Origin of the sequence: Desulfotomaculum sp. OF05-3, assembly GCF_003435535.1 — a bacterium.
GTDB lineage: Bacteria > Bacillota > Clostridia > Lachnospirales > Lachnospiraceae > Pilosibacter > Pilosibacter fragilis.
In genome coordinates, this window is sequence record NZ_QWGO01000013.1 from 62,711 (window position 1) to 81,713 (window position 19,003).

Here is a 19,003-nt window from a genome sequence, read left to right on the forward strand (position 1 = left end):
GGAGGGCATGTGAATGAGAAAAAGAACAGCAGCGAGATCGATGGCAGCCGTTGTCGGAGCAGCGATGGTGCTGACAGCATGCGGAGGCGGAAACAATGCGGCGGCAACGACCGCGGCGGCAGGCGGCAGTGAGACTCAGGCGACAGCGGAAAGCTCCGGCGGCGGAAATATCACAAAGACAGATATCGTCTTTGCCCAGGCCTCTGACGTCGTGACCCTGGATCCGGCAGGACAGCAGGATACCACATCATCTGTACTTATGAAACATGTGTACAGTACCTTGATGGATATCGATGATGATGGCAACCTTGTTCCGGATCTGGCAGAGAGCTACGAGATGAAGAGTGATACGGAATATACCTTCACCCTGAGACAGGACGCATGCTTCTCCGATGGCACGCCGGTTACAGCGAAGGATGTAAAGTTTACATTTGACCGCGCGAAGGATATGCCGAAGACGAAATCCAATACCTCCAAGATCGAGGAGGTTATCGCGGATGACGATCACCATGTTACCTTCAAGCTGACGCAGCCGTATGCAGCTTTTAAGACGATCATTACAAACAGCAACTTAAGCATCGTCTCCGAGGCGGCGGTCACAGCGGCGGGAGAGTCCTACGGTGATGTTGGTAATATTCTCGGATCCGGAGGGTTCACGGTTACCGAGTGGGTTCCGAACGACCACTACACCCTTGCAAGAAACGAAAAATACTGGGGTGAGATGCCGATCGCTACAACGATCACCTGCCGCGTGATCCCGGAGGGAAGCGCCCGCGCCATTGCCCTTGAGGCAGGAGAGGTCGATCTTGTATGGAACGTTGACGCGACAGACTGTGCGAACATCGAGGCAAATCCGGATGTGACGCTGTTGAGCCAGACGTCTTCTTCCATCGAATATCTCGGTATGAATACGACAAAAGAGAAATTCAAGGATGTGAGAGTCAGACAGGCGATCAATTACGCGCTGGATAAACAGACATTTGTTGATACGATCATTGAGGGTCGTGGAACTGTAGCAAACAGCTACATCAACTCGATGATCCCGGGCTGGACCGACGAGGTGGAAGCTTATCCGTATGATCCGGCGAAGGCGAAGGAGCTTCTTGCGGAAGCCGGCTATCCGAACGGATTCGAATGCAAGATCTATGTAAACGGCGACGTTCGTACCCGTTCCGCCCAGATCATTCAGGCCCAGCTTGCAGAGGTTGGAATCACGGTTGATATCTCTACCTATGAGTGGGGCGCTCTTCTCGATTCCTTAAATGCAGGTGAGCATGAGATGTTCCTCCTCGGATGGTCGAATTCAAGCTTCGACGCGGATGGAAGTACTTACCAGTTATTCTATTCCGGAAACCATGGAGCAACCGGTAACCGTGCATTCTTAACTGATGATAAAGTCGATGAGCTGATCATCAACGCGCAGAAAGAGAGTGACGACACCAAGCGTATGGAGTTATACAAAGAGCTTCAGGTATATCTCCATGAGATCTCCCCGTGGTGTCCGTTATACTACAAAAATGACAATGTCGGTGTCCGCGCAGACTTAAAGGGATTCAAGCTTCACAAGGGCGCAACGCACTACCTTGGCAACTGCCACTATGAAGATTGATAATATTTAAAATGTGAAAGACGGGGGCAGACATGAAGGTGTCTGCCCCTTTTCAACGACACGCAACCGTGCGAAGACGAAGATCGCCGCAAGCGGCCACACGGGATGCCCGGAGGTGTAAGAACCCATTCTTTGAAAATTACACAAAAAATACTGGAAATGCATGGAATGTTCAGTTATAATGTCACTATCATGTATAGTAAGATGTATAGTGAATTATAACTATTCAGAGAATTCGCTGATAAAATAGGGATAGGGCTGAATAGTAAAACAGGAGGAGATGAGCATGGGAATTCTCGAAGAAGTAAACGCAAGCTATGAAAAACTCAGCCCGGTTCAGAAAAGGATCGCGGATTTTATCTTCAAATATCCGGATCAGGTCTGCTTTTACTCCCTGAAAGAGCTTTCGGAGACACTGGGTGTGACGGAGGTGACCATATTAAGGTTCACAAAGAAGATCGGGGCCCAGAGCTTCGTGGAGATGAAGAGCCGTCTGCGGGAGCATCTGCAGACGAGACTGGTCCATGGGGACGGTTTAAACAGGATCGCGGACCATGTGGGCGGGATCCGGTTCGGTGATCACGACAAGGAGGAGATGTTTCAGGAGTTCGTCGCGAACGAGAAGAATGTGATCGCGAAGACCTTTGAACAGGTCTCCTTAAAGGATATCCTCTCCGCAGTGGCGATCATCAGGCAGTCCCGGAAGATCTATGTGGTGGGAAGCGAGCTTGTGACAGGGCTCTGTGCCTACACGACGAGAAGACTTCTGACATTGGGGCTGGAGACGCTCGATCTCTCGAATCTGAGCCGGGCTCTCTACAATAATTACCTGGCCCACGCCACACCGGAGGACTGCGCGATCATCTTTTCCGCACCCGGATACGCGAAACATATCGTGAATACCGCAAGGTATCTCGATAAGAAGAAGATTCCGCAGATCGCCGTCACGGATCAGAGGACTTCACCGATCGCGTCCTACGGAACGACCGTTTTTACCTGCAATAACCACGACCTGTTCTTTTATAATTCCGTGATGGGATATATGTCAGTGGCGAACGCCCTGATATATTTCGCCGCCATGGATAACCCGGAGGAGACGAATAAACGCCGTGGGCGCCTCTCGGAAGTGAGAAGTGCAATCGGCAGCACCGACTTCGTTAAAGACGGTTTATAGGGCGGATCTTCGGAAAGGGGTCAACCCATCAGTGTGATAGGAGTACAGTAAATACAATACAAAAAAGATCACAATAATTTATGAAAATTGCTAAAATAACCCCGTGTAAATTGAAAATTATTGACAAATATGTTCAATACTGTTATCATTGCTTCATGAGAACGAACTAAGTACTGCATGACGGGTATAGTGAATACTGACATATGTTACCGTTATGAAGTGCGACCGCTGTGGGGAGCGGTAGAAAAAAACAGGAGGAATTTGTGAATGAAAAGAAGGGGTATTGCAAGAACAACAGCAATGGCAATGGCAGCAGCTATGATCCTTACAGCCTGCGGAGGTGGAAACACTGATCAGTCTACAAACGCACCGGCGGGCGGCAGCGCGCAGACAACTACCGATAACGGCGGAAGCGGCGAGATCACAAAGACAGATATCGTTGTGGCTATGGGCGCAGATGTTGTCACACTGGATCCGGCAGGACAGCAGGATACCACATCCGGAGTACTGATCCATCACGTATACAGCACACTGATGGATATCGACGATGACGGTAACCTTGTTCCTGATCTGGCTGAGAGCTATGAGATGAAGAGTGATACAGAGTATACCTTCAAGCTCCGTGAGGATGCATGCTTCTCAGACGGAACACCGGTAACAGCGAAGGATGTAAAGTTTACGTATGACCGTGCGAAGGATATGCCGAAGACAAAGTCCAATACTTCAAAGATCGCAGAGGTTATCGCTGACGATGATTACCACGTAACCTTCAAACTCACACAGCCATACGCAGCGTTCAAGACAATCGTTACCCAGACAAACTTAAGTATCGTTTCTGAGGCAGCTGTCACAGCAGCAGGCGATGCTTACGGCGATGTGGAGAATGTACTCGGATCCGGTGAGTTCACGGTTACGGAGTGGGTTCCGAACGATCACTACACCCTCACAAAAAACGAAAAATACTGGGGTACAGAACCGATCGCAACTTCCATTACTGTCCGCGTAATCCCGGAGGGAAGTGCAAGAACGATCGCTCTTGAGGCAGGAGAAGTCGATCTTGTATGGAACGTTGACCCGACAGACTGTGCGAATGTGGAAGCAAACTCCGACGTAGCGCTTCTTTCCCAGCCGTCTTCTTCCATTGAGTATCTCGGAATGAATACAACAAAAGAGAAGTTCTCCGACGAGAGAGTCCGTCAGGCAGTCAACTACGCGCTGGATAAACAGACCTTCGTTGATACGATCATTGAGGGACGCGGTACTGTGGCAAACAGCTATATCAACTCCACGATCCCGGGCTGGTCTGAAGAGGAGGAAGCTTATCCGTACGATCCGGAAAAGGCAAAAGAGCTCCTTGCGGAAGCAGGTTATCCGAATGGATTTGAGTGCAGTCTCTATGTAAACGGTGACGTTCGTACACGTTCCGCGCAGATCGTTCAGGCACAGCTCGCTGAAGTTGGAATCACCGTTGATATTTCTACCTATGAGTGGGGCGCATTGCTTGATTCCTTAAATGCAGGTGATCACGAGATGTTCATCCTCGGATGGTCCAACACAAGCTTTGACGCAGACGGAAGCACCTACCAGTTATTCTACTCTGAGAACCATGGTGCAACCGGCAACCGTGCATTCTTAACAGATGAGAAGGTCGACGAACTCATTATCGCCGCTCAGGAGGAAAGCGATGATACCAAGCGTATGGGACTCTACAAGGAGCTTCAGGATCGTCTCCACGAGATCTCCCCGTGGTGCCCGTTATACTACAAATACGATAACGTCGGTGTCCGCGCAGACTTAAAGGGCTTCAAGCTTCACAAAGGCGCACAGCATTACCTTGGCAACTGCCATTACGAAAAATAATATCTGATCCCCAAAAAGGACAGAGTCCATGCAAAGACAGGGTACGGATCACGAAAGGGATCCGTACCTATTTCCAGAATCCGGTGAAAGCCCGGAAAACATTCCAGAAACCCTGAGACAAGGATCCGGAACTTCGGCCCCGACAGACGGGTTTCGGAAACACAAAAAAACAGCCGCGGGATGCGGTAGATTGGATGGTGTGCATGAGCAAATATGTGTTAAAGAGACTTGCGATGCTGATCCCGGTATTGATCGGCGTGACATTCATGGTTTATTTCATCTTAAGCCTTTCGCCAGGTGATACAGCAGCGATGATCGCAGGTGAGTCGGCAGACGCAGAGACGATCGAAGCGACAAGAAAAGACCTCGGACTTGACCAGCCGGTTATCGTTCAGTACGGAAAATATATGTTGAACCTTCTTCACGGCGATATGGGTAAATCCTACAAGACAAAACGTGACGTTTTCCCGACGATCATGGCAGCTTTCCCGAACACAGCAAAGCTTGCATTCTGGTCGATCCTGGTAGCAGTAGCGATCGCACTCCCAATCGGTATCATCAGTGCGACGAGGCAGTACAGCGCGATCGATAATGTCGGAATGGTCGCCGCCCTATTGGGTGTCGCGACGCCAAACTTCTGGCTGGGCCTGATGCTCATTATCGTATTCTCCTTAAACCTTGGATGGCTTCCATCCGGCGGTATGGGATCCTGGAAGAACTACATTATGCCGGCGATCACCCTTGGTACCGGCGACGCAGCGCTGATCTGCCGTATGACGCGTTCCTCCATGCTTGAGGTCATCCGTCAGGATTATATCCGTACCGCGAGAGCGAAGGGTGTGCCGGAGAAAATGGTGATCCGGAAACACGCATTAAAGAATGCACTGATCCCGGTCGTTACCGTTATCGGCCTTCAGTTCGGTTCCCTTCTTGGCGGCGCGACTCTTACCGAGACCGTATTTGCATGGCCTGGCGTTGGCCGTCTCCTGGTAGACTCCATCAAGAGTAAAGATGCCCCGTTAGTCCTCGGCGGCGTTATCATGATGACCATTACCTTCAGTATCGTAAACCTTTGCGTGGACATTCTCTACGCTTTCATTGATCCGCGTATCAAAGCGCAGTATAAGAAAAAATAAGGAGGAAAGCGTATGGGAACATCAAAGAATCAGGAAGCGGCATCCGGCGCGGCTGTAAAGAAGCGCGGTCAGTTTAAAGAGATCTGGCGCCGCTTAAAAAAGAATAAAATGGCAATGATCGGTCTTGGAATCGTCGCTCTCCTCGTACTGATCTCTATCTTTGCGGATTTCCTGTTCGATTACAATACCGTTGTTATCAAACAGAACACAGCTATCCGTCTCCAGACCCCGAGCGCGGCTCACTGGCTCGGAACAGATGAGTTCGGACGTGATATTCTGGCACGTCTCGTTCACGGATCAAGAGTATCCTTAAGCGTCGGCGTTGTAGCCGTATCCATCGCACTTCTGATCGGCGGATCCTTAGGAGCGATCGCAGGCTTCTACGGCGGAAAGATCGATAACGTGATCATGCGTATCATGGATATCTTCCTTGCAGTGCCGAGCCTTCTTCTTTCCATCACGATCGTATCCGCACTTGGACCGAGCATCTTCAACTTAATGCTCGCCATCGCGATCTCTTCCGTGCCTGGCTACGCGCGAATCGTCCGGGCTTCCGTCCTTACCGTAAAGGATCAGGAATTCGTAGAGGCGGCGAAATGCATCGGAGCAAACAACTTCGAGATCATTTCCTCCCATATTCTCCCGAACTGTATGGCACCGATCATCGTTCAGGTATCTTTAAAGGTTGCATCCGCGATCCTTTCCACATCCGGCTTAAGCTTCCTGGGCCTTGGCGTAAAGGCTCCGACACCGGAGTGGGGCGCAATGCTTTCCGGCGGACGTGCTTACTTAAGAAACGCTCCGCACCTGACCATATTCCCGGGTATTGCGATTATCATTACGATCCTTTCCCTGAACCTGTTAGGCGATGGTCTTCGTGATGCATTAGACCCGAAACTGAAGAAGTAGGGAGGACAAAATATTGGAAGATAACAAAAACTTAATTCTTGATATTAAGGATCTTGTGATCCATTATGAGACCGATGACGGCGTTGTAGAGGCGGTAAACGGCATCGATATCCAGTTAGAGCACGGAAAAACCTTAGGGCTGGTAGGAGAGACCGGATCCGGAAAGACAACAACCGCTCTTTCGATCCTGCGTCTTGTTCCGGACCCGCCGGGAGTTATTAAAAACGGTTCCATCCTTCTTGACGGAAAAGATATCTTAAATATGCCGCAGAAGGAGCTGGAGGCGATCCGTGGAAATACCGTTTCCATGATCTTCCAGGATCCGATGACATCCTTAAACCCGGTGCTCACTGTCGGTGACCAGATCGCCGAGGTTATCAAGCTCCATGATAAGATCAGTGAGAAAGAGGCTGAGCAGAAGGCTGGCGATATGCTGGAAGTCGTGGGTATCCCGAGAGAACGTTTCGGTGAGTATCCGCACCAGTTCTCCGGTGGTATGAAGCAGCGTGTCGTTATCGCTATGGCTCTTGCCTGCAACCCGAAGCTCCTTCTTGCCGATGAGCCGACAACCGCTCTCGATGTGACAATTCAGGCACAGGTTCTCGAGACGATGAAGGATTTAAGAAAGAAATTTGGATCCGCGATGATCATGATCACCCATGATCTGGGAATTATCGCAGAGGTCTGTGATGAGGTCTCCGTTGTATATGCTGGACAGATCGTTGAGCATGGAACTCTGGAAGATATCTTCAACCACACCATGCACCCATACACAGAAGGTCTTTTCGGTTCTCTTCCGAACATTGAGGACCGCAAGGCGAGACTTCAGCCGATTCCGGGCCTGATGCCGGATCCGACAAACCTTCCGAAGGGCTGCCCGTTCTCCCCGAGATGTAAGTACTGCACAGAAGCGTGCAAAAAAGACAGACCGGAAAAGAAGTGGGCGAGCGATACGCACTATGTGCGCTGCGTCCGCTACGAAGAGCCGGGATTTTCCATTGAAAGGAGTGAGCAGTAATGGCAGATACGATCCTTGAAGTAAAACACTTGAAAAAATATTTCAACACTCCAAAGGGACTGCTCCATGCGGTCGATGACGTGAACTTCACTCTGGAACGTGGAAAAACCCTCGGTATCGTAGGTGAGTCCGGATGCGGTAAGTCCACCACAGGACGTTCGATTTTACGTCTCATCGAGCCGACCTCCGGTGAGGTCATCTTCGATGGTGAGGATGTATGTAAAAAGAATAAAAATGAGCTCCGTCTCTTAAGACGTGACATGCAGTTGATCTTCCAGGACCCGTACGCGTCCCTTGACCCGAGAAAGACAGTCAGTGAGATCATTGCTGAGCCGTTAAAGCTCCAGAAGCTTATTACGGACCCGAAAGCCCGTATGGACCGAGTGCGTGAGCTGATGCAGGTCGTAGGTCTTGCAGACCGCCTGATCAATACATACCCGCATGAGCTTGACGGTGGCCGCCGCCAGCGTATCGGTATCGCGAGAGCGCTTGCGATGAAACCGAAGCTGATCGTCTGCGACGAGCCGGTTTCTGCCCTTGACGTATCCATTCAGGCGCAGATCTTAAACCTGATGCAGGATCTTCAGGAACAGATGGGATTAACCTATATCTTTATCACACACGACCTTTCCGTTGTCAACCACTTTGCGGATGATATTGCAGTTATGTATCTTGGACAGCTCATCGAGAAAGCTCCGTCTGAGCTGCTTTTCGATAAGCCGACCCATCCGTATACACAGGCTCTGCTCTCCGCAATTCCGGTACCAAGCCTGAAAAAGAAGAGAGAGCGCATCATCTTAAAGGGCGAGATCACTTCCCCGATCAACCCGAAGCCCGGCTGCCGTTTTGCTGCCCGCTGTCCGTATGCGACAGACCGCTGCAGAAGCGAGGAACCGGTACTCCGCGAGATCGAACCGAATCATTTCGTGGCATGCCATCTGACGGAAGGCAAATAAGGAGACATTCATATGCCCCCGCCGGTATCTGGCGGGGGTATACTGTTTTAAATGATTGTTTGCTCTGCAATCGGAACTGCTGACAGAGCTGACGTGGTTTATGCTGTGCAGGGCTGTGATGGTATCGAACAGATACGTAAGTATATTAAATTTGACAGGGAAATGCTCCTGCGATAAAACTACATATATAAATAGGAAAGAGAGGACCTGGAACCATGAAACAGATCGATATCAGAGACTTTACAAATTATCATTATCCCACGATCTTTACCCCGGCACCGGATGGAAAGCACGCGGTGATGGCGGTGGTGGATGCCAACGAGAAGGACAACTGCTATGAGTCCTGCTTATGGCTCTATGATATGGAGACAAAGAAAACGTCCAGACTGACAAGCGGAAAGAAAGAACGCACATTTATCTGGATGGATTCCGAGACGGTCCTCTTTATTGCGGACCGTGAGAAGGCTTATCAGGAAAAAGCGAAGAATGAGGAAGACTGGACCTGCTTCTATACCTTAAATATCCACGGCGGTGAAGCACAGCTTGCTTTCGCTGTTCCGTATAAGGCAGTGAAGATGAAAAAAGCCGGAAAGAAACTTGTCCTCACGGTGAAATATGATTACAATAAGCCGGATCTCTCCCATATGGAAGAGGGCGAGGAGAAGGAGGCCGCTCTCAAGGCCTGGAAGGAAGAGAAGGACTACGAGGTATTCGACGAGCTTCCGTTCTGGGCGAACGGTCAGGGAATCGTAAACAAGAAGAGAACGAGACTGGCGGTTTACGATCCGGAGAATGGTTCCTGCGAGATCGTGACACCTGATTATGAAAATGTGGAGAATTCCTGGGTAGAGGGAGACGATACGATCCTCTATGTCTCCAGTCTTTATACCGATAAAAAGGACGTATATCAGGGCTTAAAGCAGTACACGATCTCTACTGGCGAGCTCAAGACCCTTGTAGAGCAGAAGGACATGAGCATCGATTACGCGTGCATCCTCAAAGGAAAAGTGACCTTCTTCGGTTCCTATATGAAGGAATACGGGTTCAACGAGAATGACAAACTGTATACAGTAGAGGACGGGAAAGTGGAACTTCTGTCCGATTATGATGACAGTATCCGCAACACGATCTGTTGTGACTGCAAGTTCGCGGACGGAGCTTCTGCGATCCATGATGAAGATAAGATCTACTTTATCGCGACTTTAAGAAAACAGAGCGTGATCCGGACCTTCGACGCTGAGGGTAATATGGAGACGATTCTGGACCGCCAGGGCAGTGTCCACACACTGGCGAAGTCCGGCAATACCGTATACTTTACCGGTATGCGCGATATGGGACTCACCGAGTGCTACGCGTTTGACGGAAACAGGGAGACGAAGCTCACTTCCTTTAACGACGCAGTGATGGCAGAGAGAAGCGTATGCCCGGTAGAGGAGTTTACCTTTACATACAAGGACCTTGAACTGGACGGATATGTGATCAAACCGGCAAACTTTGATCCTGATAAGACGTACCCTGGTATCTTAACGATCCACGGCGGTCCGCGCGCGACCTTCGGTCCGACCTTTTTCCACGAGAGCGAGGTATTCGCAAATGCCGGATATTTCGTATTCTTCACAAACCCGCTTGGAAGTGACGGACGTGGAAATGAGTTCGCGGATATTACAGGAAAGCATGGCGGAATCGACTTTGAATGCTGTATGGCACTCACAGACGAGGTATTGAAGCGCTATCCGCAGGTTGATGAGAAGCACCTGGGTGTTATGGGTGGAAGCTACGGCGGATTTATGACAAACTGGGTGATCGGAAACACCACACGATTCGCGGCGGCCTGCTCCCAGAGAAGTATCTCCAACTGGGTATCCAAGTGCATGACCACCGATATCGGATATTACTTCAATATGGACCAGATCAAGGCGGATCCGTGGAACAGCCCGGAAAAGATGTGGCAGCACTCCCCGTTAAAATACGTTAACATGGCAAAGACTCCGACCCTCTTTATCCAGTCGGACGAAGACTACCGCTGCTGGATGGGCGATGCGATCCAGATGTTCTCCGCGTTAAAATACTTCGGCGTTGAAGCCCGCATGTGCCTCTTCCATGGCGAGAACCATGAACTTTCAAGAAGCGGTAAGCCGAAGCACAGAATCCGCAGAATGACGGAGATGATGGAGTGGTTTGAGAAGTATTTGAAGTAAAGAGAAGGCAGGGCGCGGCAGCACCTGCAGACTGAAGATATAAGAAGTTCCCCGGCTGGCAGCAGAAATGCGGCTGACCGGGGGATTTTTGTGGCAAAATTTCGTCAGTATGCATTTTTCGGTGACAAGCGGTGTAAAGTATGGTACTATACATATAAGCGTGGGTCCTTCTGGCCTATGTGCGGAATTTGATTTTAAAAGGAGATTTTTGCATGCGAAAACGCTTATATGCGATATTTCTTGCGCTGACAGCGGCGATCGGAATTTCCGGCGGAACGGTGTTTGGTGCGGCAAAAACTACCCAGGTAGATACAATCACATTGGAGACACAGACGGCAGATGACGAGGTTGCGGTGGATCTTGGATGGAAGACTCAGCAGGACAAGGGACGCTGGATCGACAAGATGGGAATCGCAGATGATGTGAACAGCCTGGTTCTGATCATAAATAATATAGAAAATGATACTGACACGGTAAAGACAAATACAGGAAATGGTTCCAGCGATAAAGTTGTAAAAGTGAAAAGAAAACAGCTGCCGGGGAATTCGAGAATGCTCTACCTCTCCAGAACGGAAAACGGGGTTTGGCAGGAGAATTTCTCTGTCAACTGTTATATTTCCGGCGCACAGGGAGAAGATTCCGATATTTACGGCGTTTACCGCCTGGAAAGCACCTTTGGAAACGAAAATGATCCGGGAAGTCTCGTCCCGTATCATAAATTGACATCGGACGATTACTGGATCACAGATCCGGAAGCGGATGGATTCGGTGTTATCACCGCAAAGAAGCCGTCTGGCTTGTTGTCGAACCAGTATGTGAATCTGGAGGAGATGCGAGCGTTCTCAAACTTTGGCATGATCCTGAAACCGGAGGAAGGTTCTGAAGGATACCCGGCTCTTGTGGTCAACTGCCAGCAATCCGGCGCAAAGAATAAGTCTTTCTGCGGGATTCAGCTTGCCCAGTCCTATGTGAGAATGCTGATTCAGTCTATGGATTCCGGAACGAGAATCATGATCGCCGGTGAGGTGGAAGAACTGGAAGGAATGTAAAAGTAAAGAGATCCCTGGAATCGCTCACACTGGTGGCGAAATTCCAGGGATCTTTTTGACTATACGCACCTGATGGTTTTGCCTGCAGCAGACATCTCTAAATCTTGCAGGACAGAATACACCTTATTTTGGCGGGAACTGTCCGGCAAGGCGACGGATCATTTCTGCCTTCTTTCTGCCATCCGGCGACAGATTTTCTGTCAGGATGGAAAAGAGCAGATCCCGCTCCTCGCTGGAAAAAACCAGATTGGACTGCCGCATCTTCCGGTGCAGATCTAAAAATAGATTCATTCTTTGAGCTTCTGGGGCTGCGGCCAGTTCATCGGCGAAGGAAGCCAGTAAAGCGATCTTTTTCGCATCCATGTGATGGAGCCGCGGATCTGATTTCCAGGATCTTTCCTGATCATGTTGTTCCATGGGCAGATCCTCCTGGGGCAAAACTCTGCATGACTAACTGCAGGGTTTCGTATTGTGCCTGCATATCCGGGGGAAGAATGGAAAACAGCTGTTCCGGAGTGAGCCCGGAACCGGATCGTCCGCGGCGGCTGGCAAGAAAGCGAGAGATCATATCGATGGTATCCTGTTCCGCCTTATTTGCATATGGGCGGACTGCACTCAGCATATCTTCGACGGATGGGTTCGGGGACTCCAGGGAACATACGCTCATCATCCCGTCATCGTTCTCCCGGAAAAATTCCATGGTGTGCATCATCTCCCTGGCACGGATGAACATGGAGAGAGACCGCTGCCGTCTGATATCCAGATAGGGAAGAGCGGCCTTCATCATCTGTAAGTGATGATCACCTGTGGCATAGTCCAGGTCGGTCAGCTTTAAATCTTTTTCACTCATATTGGGACCTCCTGCATGTGACAATATATGAGAGGACCGGCGGATTCATGCGAAAAATGCACGGAAAAGAGGACAGGGGAATAAAATATAGGGAAAGGGGCTCCAGCCCAGGGAGGAGAAAACGTGGGAAGACTTGTCATAGATGGAAATGCTGTCTACGAGATCGATGAGGAGTGCGAGAGGAGAAAAAAGGAAAACAGACCTCAGAAAGGAGAAAATACAGAGAGAACGAACAGAAAGGGCGGCCGTTAGCCGCCCCGCAGTCTTTTGAGATGCCGGTTCGGTCAGCAGCCGAAACCGCATCCATTTCCCCATCCGCCGCAGCAGCAGAGAAGGAGAATGATCCAGATACAGCTGTTGTCGCAGCCGTTGCCGCATCCGCATCCACCGCCGTTATGTCCGTATCCGCCGCAGCAGCACAGGAGCAGGATGATCCAGATCATGTTGTTGCCGCATCCGCCGCATCCTGATGCCGGAGCATCGCATCCACATCCACAGTTTGTAGCAGCTAAATCACTCATGTTAATTCCTCCGGAATTATCTTTACACTTCCAGTATATGCATCATGGCATGTCAGACTTTCACTCTGAAGATGAAAAATGTTGCAGTTCATTCCCGGCAGAAGCAGTTGCTGAAGGAAAAATTCTATATGGACCGAACGTGAGTGTACTTTTGCTGCTTCATGTGGTATGATGGGAAAGTGAAAAGTCAGCAAAGATACCCGCAGCAATTTTTATAAGAGATGGGAAGAAAGTATGAAAAACACGATGAAGATACGAATGATCGGTGCAGCTGCACTTCTTGGCATTGGAGCTTCTGCGTTTCCGTCACTGGCGGCCGCGAAGATCCAGCAGCTTTCTGTCTATATAAATGGGATCGGACAGTGCCGGCTGGAGCTATCTGAACGCGGACGGCTATGCGGCAACAGGATGGTTTGAAATTGGAGACCAGTGGTACTTTTCAGATGAAAATGGCAGCCTGCTGACCAACACGGTGGCTCCGGACGGATATCGTGTGGACGGCAGCGGCGCCTAGGTACACTAGCAGAAATATAAGAGGAGAAACGAATTATGAAAAAACTATTCTATGATTCCGCATATATCCGCACATTCGAGGCGAAAGTACTTTCCTGCGAAAAAGGGAAAAAGGGATATGAGGTGGCTCTGGACCAGACCGCATTCTATCCGGAAGGCGGCGGACAGCCATATGATACAGGAATTCTTGGCGGAGCGCATGTAACGGCAGTCCATGATGTAAAGGGAGAGATCGTCCACTATACGGATGCGCCGCTTGCGGTCGGTGAGACTGTGACAGGTGAGATCAACTGGGACAGAAGATTCCAGAATATGCAGGGACATTCCGGCGAACATCTTGTGTCCGGGCTGATTCACGCGAAGTATGGGTATGACAATGTGGGATTCCATATGGGGACTGAGGAGATCACCATCGATCTCAATGGCCTGTTAGAGTGGGAAGATCTCATGGAGATTGAGAAGAAGGCAAACAGAATTATCTGGGAGGACCGGGAGATCTATGCGGGATTCCCGTCTGCTGAGGAACTTGCCCATATGGATTACCGGAGCAAAAAAGAACTCACCGGTGCTATTCGTATCGTCAGCATTCCTGGCGGTGATACCTGTGCCTGCTGCGGTACCCATGTGAAGACGACGGGGAAGATCGGACTTGTAAAGTTCCTGACCATGATCCACTACAAGGGCGGCGTGAGAATTTCCCTGCTCTGTGGTGAGGCTGCAGTTATGGATTATGAGAAAAAGAGAGAAGAGCTTCAGAAGATCTCTGTTCTTTTATCCGCAAAGGCTGGAAAGACTGCGGATGCTGTGGAAAAGGTAAAAAATGAGCTGACGATGACGCAGGCAAAGTGCTCGGAGATGTCAAGAAAACTCATGAAGATCTATGCGGATCAGTTAAACGGTGGAAATAGCAAGATCTGCTGGATAGAAGACGGACTCGATATGACGGAACTCCGCCATTTTGTGAATTTCGCGCTGGAAGGTAAGAAGGGGGGGATTGTCCTCGCTCTGTCAGAAAGTGTGAATGGGGGATTCTCTTATGTTCTGGGGAGCCAGAGCGAGGATATGCGCGCTCTCTCGAAGGAATTAAATGGGGAACTCTCCGGGAGAGGCGGGGGCAGCAGCCAGATGGCACAGGGAACTTTCTTCGCAAGGAAGGAAGAATTGCTCTCCAGTCTGGCCGCCAGAGGGTTTGTTATGGCCGACTAGCGGCGGGCTAAACCTGCCGCTGCCTTTTGGCGCGGTGGGGACAGCTTTATTGTGATCTGCTTAGCAGCCCTGAACCATGTACTGGATCAGGCGCTTGGAATCTTCATCGTTGTGAGTGGTGAGGCTTAACTCCTTGATACTGCCGTTAGAAAATACGGTAGCCATTGAGAAGTACTGGCTGAGCTTGGATTTTAAGTTTACGCTTCCGCCCTCCGGAAGACTTAACTCAACAGCGCCGTCACACTGGTTGATGACTTTGAAAAATGTATCAAGATTGGAAATGTTTCTCATTTTTAATTTCATAATTCGTTACCTCCTTAAAAGGTGATTGTAACTGGCTGTAACTTCTTAGTGCCATTGCCTGTGAAAGCTGTCTCCGACAGTTCTCCGGGCGGATACATGGCAGCTGTTACGAATCCTGTTTTCATTCCAGTTACGCTTGTTTTGCTTTGTCACTTCGTTTTTCTTTTAACGATTTGAATTCTACCAGATGGGTAAGGAAAAAACAATCGACGGAATAGATAAAATTTTAACAATCTAAACTGGATTTTTATGGAATTTATGGGAAAGATCTGGCGGAGGCAGGGCGGACTGTCGAAAATGTACCAAAAACTGGGAAAGGATCGAAAAAAATGGCATATTTTCCATTGTTTGTGGACCTTGAGGGGCGGCAAGTGCTTGTAGTCGGCGGCGGAAAGATCGCGATGAGGAGGGTGCGGACGCTTTTGGAGTTCGGGTGCGAGATCACTGTTGTATCTCCGGAAGTATGTGAGGAACTGCGGGAAAAGGTTCTCTGGAAGAAAAAACGATATGATGAGACGGACCTTGAAAGTCTGGGAAATGTGGGAGAAGCTTCTCGATTTGTATTTGTTCTTGCAGCAGCAGCCCCGGAGGTAAATGAAAAGATAGTCTGTGACTGCCGCAAAAAAAAGATCCCGGTAAACAATGCGTCAAACCGGGATCAATGTGATTTTTATTTTCCGGGAATCGCGAAAGACGGCGATACGGTTGTCGGAATAACTTCCGGCGGGGGAGATCATAGGCTGGCGGCGAAGATCTCTGTGGCGGTACGGCAAATATTGAGAACAATAGCTGTTTAGCTTCTGCCCACTCCAGCCATGAACATAGAAAGTTTGATATCATCCAGGTAAAGCGCCGAAACCCGAAGCCCACCGCGGCCGGAACCGATCTCGATATCGGGTTTTGCGGCACCGTGAAAGTCAGAGCCGCCAGTGAGGGCGAGGGAGTATTTTTTTGCGAGTTTGCGGAGCTTTCCGCTCTCATCCTGATTATTGGAAGAGTGGAAACACTCGAGACCGCGGAGACCATGGTCAGTGAGCATGGAGACGAGTTCCTCCGTGCCGGCCCAGCCGAGCTTATACTGGAGCGGATGGGCGAGAACCGGGAAACCGCCGGAGCCGAGAAGTGTCGCGAGAACTTCCTCCGGGGTGATAAGTTCCCTGGAGCGGTAATATGGGCGGTCCGGGTTTAAATATTTTTTAAAAGCCTGGTCAACGGAAGTTACATATCCGTTCTTTAAGAGCGCTCTCGCAAAATGAGCACGGGTGATGACGGTTCCGGGATTTCCGCAGAGGAGATCTTCCTCAGTGATCTCAAATCCATCCTTATTAAATGCGGCCAACATTTCCATATTGCGGTCATAGCGTTTTCTGGACGCTTCCTTTAGAAAGGAGAGCAGCTTCGGATCCTTATGATCAATGTAGAGCCCCAGGATATGGATCTCTTTTCCTTTATAGATACAAGAGACCTCAATTCCCGGGATGACCTCCATGTCAAGATCTTTTGCGGCTTCAAGGGCCTCGTCGATTCCTGCGACGGTATCATGGTCCGTGAGGGCCATTGCGGTGAGACCGAGATCGTTGGCGCGGTTTACGACCTCCGTGGGAGTTAAGGAGCCGTCGGAGGCGGTGGAGTGTATGTGAAGATCTATTAATTTCATAATAAATATCCTTTCCGAAATAATTTCCAACTGTTACCTAGTTTAACATATTTGAGACAAAATTGTGAATAAAATTTAAGATTTCTGTTATTCCATTTTCTATAAATTATGCTATACTAGTACCTGCATATCTGCACCCTTGAAATACTGAACTGACGGAGCAGAGAACATCAATGGTTTAAGATAAAAGGTGAGAAGAAATGAGTGACACATACAGAAACAGCAGAGCGGGCGGAAGACGTTCCCGCCAGTCAAGCAGCGCGGACCGCATCATGGCAGTCCAGAATGCGAGAAGCCGGGGAACCGGATCCAGAAGAGGAGGTTCCGGAAGACGGCGCGGAAGACGCCAGGGACCGGATATGGCAAAGATCGTACTGATCGTGACCGGAGTACTGATCTTACTGATCTGTGCGGCAGTGGGCTTCCAGAGCTGCGCGCGGTCCGAAGACGATAAAACCAGCGTGGAAAGTGAATCGGAGACAGAGACGACAGAGCCTGAGACAGAGATGGCAGCGGAGATCACTGTGAACGGAGTCCAGGTCCATGGTCTGACAAAAACAGAGGCGATCAAGAAGGTCCTGGAAGATATGGGCTGGGAGATGAAGGTCTCCTTCGGCGATGAGACCGCGGATCTCCCGAACCTGATGGAAGCGAATGTGGACGCTGTAATCGAAAAAGCATTTGCGAAGAAGGAATCCGGGGATTATACCGTGGAGACTGACGGTCTCGATGACGCGGTTCAGGTGGAAGTAAAAGCGCTTGCCGCAAAATGGGATGTGGAGCCGAAGAATGGATCGATCTCTACTTATGATAAGGCATCCGATAAATTCACATTTGCCGGTGCCCAGACCGGAAAGAAGATCGATCAGGAGAAACTCACATCCGATATTCTCTCTGCTATGAAGGCGGGAGAGTACAATAAGACGATCACGGCGACAGCAGACGAGGTCCAGCCGGAGATCACGGAGGCCCAGGCGCGGGAAAATTTTAAGCGCATCGGAACCTACACGACAAAGACAACGACAAACAAGGACAGAAATGAGAATATCCGTCTTGCCTGCGCGGCGATCAACGGAACGATCATTAAGCCTGGCGAGGAATTCTCCTTCAATAAGATGACGGGAAACCGTACAACGGAAAAAGGTTACAAACCGGCGGGCGCCTACTCAAACGGCGTTGTGGTACAGGAACCGGGCGGCGGTGTCTGCCAGGTGTCCTCGACTCTTTACAATGCGGTCGTATTCGCAGGTCTCAAGACCACTGAGCGCCATGCCCATACCTACGAGCCGTCCTATGTAACTCCCGGTGAGGATGCAATGGTCAGCTACGACGGCTATGCCGGTCCGGATCTGCGGTTTGTAAACAACTCAAAGACTGCAGTGGGAATCAAGGCGGCATACTCCAACCAGACACTGACGGTATCCATCTACGGAAATCCGATTCTGGAGGACGGCGTGACTGTTTCCATGCATTCTGAGAAGATTAAGGAGCTGGATCCGCCGACACCGACCTACGTCGAGGATCCAACACTGGAGCCGGGTGTAGAGGTCGTTGCGAAAGCGGCAACTCCGGGCAGCAGATGGCAGACAAAGCTGATCACGAAGAAGAACGGACAGGTTGTGAGCGATGTGCTTCTCCACAACAGCACCTACACCGGAAAGGCGGCGACCATCAAGCGCAACACTTCCGGTACTGTGGCAGCGACAGAATCTGCATCTGCCGATGCATCGGCTGCGTCCTCTGAGGCAGCGGGAGAGACAACGGCAGCAGCACCTGCAGAGACAACAGCGGCGGCGACGACGGCACTGGAGACAACAGCTGCGCCGACAACGGCAGTGCCATCCCCGGGCGAGAATTATGGTCCAGGATATGTGGACGAGGCCACGACGGCGGCTGCGGCGGAGACGAACCAGGCACCATCTGACATGGGGCTGATTTCTCCGAATGGGCAGTAAGAGACAGAAGAGGATTTCACTTGCCGGTAAGAGACCGAGTCTGTCACATGGAACGGATTATCCGTGGCTGAAAAAACTGGTCAGCTGAG

The 19,003-nt window shown here is 50.2% G+C and carries 19 protein-coding genes; 14 read left to right on the forward strand and 5 right to left on the reverse strand.

Annotated elements, in window-relative coordinates; translation table 11 throughout:
• Positions 1-13: 13 nt before the first annotated feature.
• The 9 genes from DXA87_RS08895 to DXA87_RS08935 all read left to right on the forward strand — a co-directional run bounded on the left by DXA87_RS08895 (position 14) and on the right by DXA87_RS08935 (position 11,909).
• On the forward strand, positions 14-1,609 hold the full coding sequence (locus tag DXA87_RS08895; protein ID WP_117469700.1) for an ABC transporter substrate-binding protein: 1,596 nt from the start codon (positions 14-16) through the stop codon (positions 1,607-1,609).
• A gap of 286 nt (positions 1,610-1,895) precedes the next feature.
• Entirely contained in the window at positions 1,896-2,783 is an 888-nt protein-coding gene (locus DXA87_RS08900; RefSeq protein ID WP_158553060.1) for a MurR/RpiR family transcriptional regulator, read from the forward strand.
• Between the two features lie 267 nt (positions 2,784-3,050).
• Positions 3,051-4,643, forward strand: coding sequence for an ABC transporter substrate-binding protein (locus tag DXA87_RS08905; protein ID WP_117469698.1), 1,593 nt, complete (start codon positions 3,051-3,053; stop codon positions 4,641-4,643).
• Between the two features lie 203 nt (positions 4,644-4,846).
• Positions 4,847-5,779 (forward strand): ABC transporter permease, encoded by a 933-nt coding sequence (locus tag DXA87_RS08910; protein ID WP_117469697.1) that lies wholly within the window; start codon positions 4,847-4,849, stop codon positions 5,777-5,779.
• Positions 5,780-5,791: 12 nt separating this feature from the next.
• Positions 5,792-6,688 (forward strand): ABC transporter permease, encoded by an 897-nt coding sequence (locus DXA87_RS08915; RefSeq protein ID WP_117469696.1) that lies wholly within the window; start codon positions 5,792-5,794, stop codon positions 6,686-6,688.
• Between the two features lie 13 nt (positions 6,689-6,701).
• Complete coding sequence (locus DXA87_RS08920; protein ID WP_117469695.1) at positions 6,702-7,706, forward strand: ABC transporter ATP-binding protein; 1,005 nt, start codon at positions 6,702-6,704, stop codon at positions 7,704-7,706.
• Positions 7,706-8,662: an oligopeptide/dipeptide ABC transporter ATP-binding protein gene (locus tag DXA87_RS08925; RefSeq protein ID WP_117469694.1), complete on the forward strand. Its 957-nt coding sequence runs from the start codon at positions 7,706-7,708 to the stop codon at positions 8,660-8,662. The genes DXA87_RS08920 and DXA87_RS08925 overlap by 1 nt, the downstream gene beginning before the upstream one ends.
• A 215-nt stretch (positions 8,663-8,877) precedes the next feature.
• Positions 8,878-10,860 (forward strand): S9 family peptidase, encoded by a 1,983-nt coding sequence (locus DXA87_RS08930; protein WP_117469693.1) that lies wholly within the window; start codon positions 8,878-8,880, stop codon positions 10,858-10,860.
• A 212-nt stretch (positions 10,861-11,072) separates the two neighbouring features.
• The gene (locus DXA87_RS08935; RefSeq protein ID WP_117469692.1) at positions 11,073-11,909 is read left to right on the forward strand and encodes a hypothetical protein; all 837 of its coding nucleotides are present in this window, start codon (positions 11,073-11,075) and stop codon (positions 11,907-11,909) included.
• 123 nt (positions 11,910-12,032) lie between these two features.
• Here the strand turns inward: DXA87_RS08935 and DXA87_RS08940 are convergent, their stop codons facing one another.
• Both DXA87_RS08940 and DXA87_RS08945 read right to left on the reverse strand, forming a co-directional pair.
• Positions 12,033-12,326, reverse strand: coding sequence for a hypothetical protein (locus tag DXA87_RS08940; protein ID WP_117469691.1), 294 nt, complete (start codon positions 12,324-12,326; stop codon positions 12,033-12,035).
• A complete protein-coding gene (locus tag DXA87_RS08945) occupies positions 12,313-12,759 on the reverse strand; it encodes a hypothetical protein (RefSeq protein ID WP_015554644.1) in 447 nt (148 codons plus the stop codon). Before DXA87_RS08945 ends, DXA87_RS08940 begins: the two co-directional genes overlap by 14 nt.
• 123 nt (positions 12,760-12,882) lie before the next feature.
• Here DXA87_RS08945 and DXA87_RS18620 point away from each other — a divergent pair, with 123 nt between their 5' ends.
• A complete protein-coding gene (locus tag DXA87_RS18620; RefSeq protein ID WP_278286469.1) occupies positions 12,883-13,011 on the forward strand; it encodes a hypothetical protein in 129 nt (42 codons plus the stop codon).
• 32 nt (positions 13,012-13,043) lie between these two features.
• Here DXA87_RS18620 and DXA87_RS08950 read toward each other — a convergent pair whose 3' ends face one another.
• Positions 13,044-13,280 carry a chorion class high-cysteine HCB protein 13 gene (locus tag DXA87_RS08950; protein ID WP_117469690.1) on the reverse strand — a complete coding sequence of 79 codons (237 nt, stop codon included), beginning with the start codon at positions 13,278-13,280 and terminating at the stop codon, positions 13,044-13,046.
• A gap of 234 nt (positions 13,281-13,514) precedes the next feature.
• On the opposite strand from DXA87_RS08950, the gene DXA87_RS18140 reads away from it, so the two are divergent.
• On the forward strand, positions 13,515-13,697 hold the full coding sequence (locus tag DXA87_RS18140) for a hypothetical protein (protein ID WP_199537918.1): 183 nt from the start codon (positions 13,515-13,517) through the stop codon (positions 13,695-13,697).
• Positions 13,698-13,829: 132 nt separating this feature from the next.
• Complete coding sequence (locus tag DXA87_RS08960; RefSeq protein WP_117503984.1) at positions 13,830-14,999, forward strand: alanyl-tRNA editing protein; 1,170 nt, start codon at positions 13,830-13,832, stop codon at positions 14,997-14,999.
• 60 nt (positions 15,000-15,059) lie between these two features.
• Here DXA87_RS08960 and DXA87_RS08965 read toward each other — a convergent pair whose 3' ends face one another.
• Positions 15,060-15,302, reverse strand: a complete 243-nt coding sequence (locus DXA87_RS08965; RefSeq protein WP_015554641.1) for a hypothetical protein — start codon at positions 15,300-15,302, stop codon at positions 15,060-15,062.
• Between the two features lie 329 nt (positions 15,303-15,631).
• Here DXA87_RS08965 and DXA87_RS08970 point away from each other — a divergent pair, with 329 nt between their 5' ends.
• Entirely contained in the window at positions 15,632-16,099 is a 468-nt protein-coding gene (locus DXA87_RS08970) for a bifunctional precorrin-2 dehydrogenase/sirohydrochlorin ferrochelatase (protein WP_117469688.1), read from the forward strand.
• On the opposite strand, the gene DXA87_RS08975 is transcribed toward DXA87_RS08970, so the two are convergent.
• Entirely contained in the window at positions 16,096-16,959 is an 864-nt protein-coding gene (locus tag DXA87_RS08975) for a PHP domain-containing protein (protein ID WP_117469687.1), read from the reverse strand. The genes DXA87_RS08970 and DXA87_RS08975 overlap by 4 nt on opposite strands.
• A 200-nt stretch (positions 16,960-17,159) precedes the next feature.
• On the opposite strand from DXA87_RS08975, the gene DXA87_RS08980 reads away from it, so the two are divergent.
• Positions 17,160-18,914 (forward strand): VanW family protein, encoded by a 1,755-nt coding sequence (locus DXA87_RS08980; RefSeq protein ID WP_117469686.1) that lies wholly within the window; start codon positions 17,160-17,162, stop codon positions 18,912-18,914.
• Positions 18,915-19,003 lie beyond the last annotated feature (89 nt).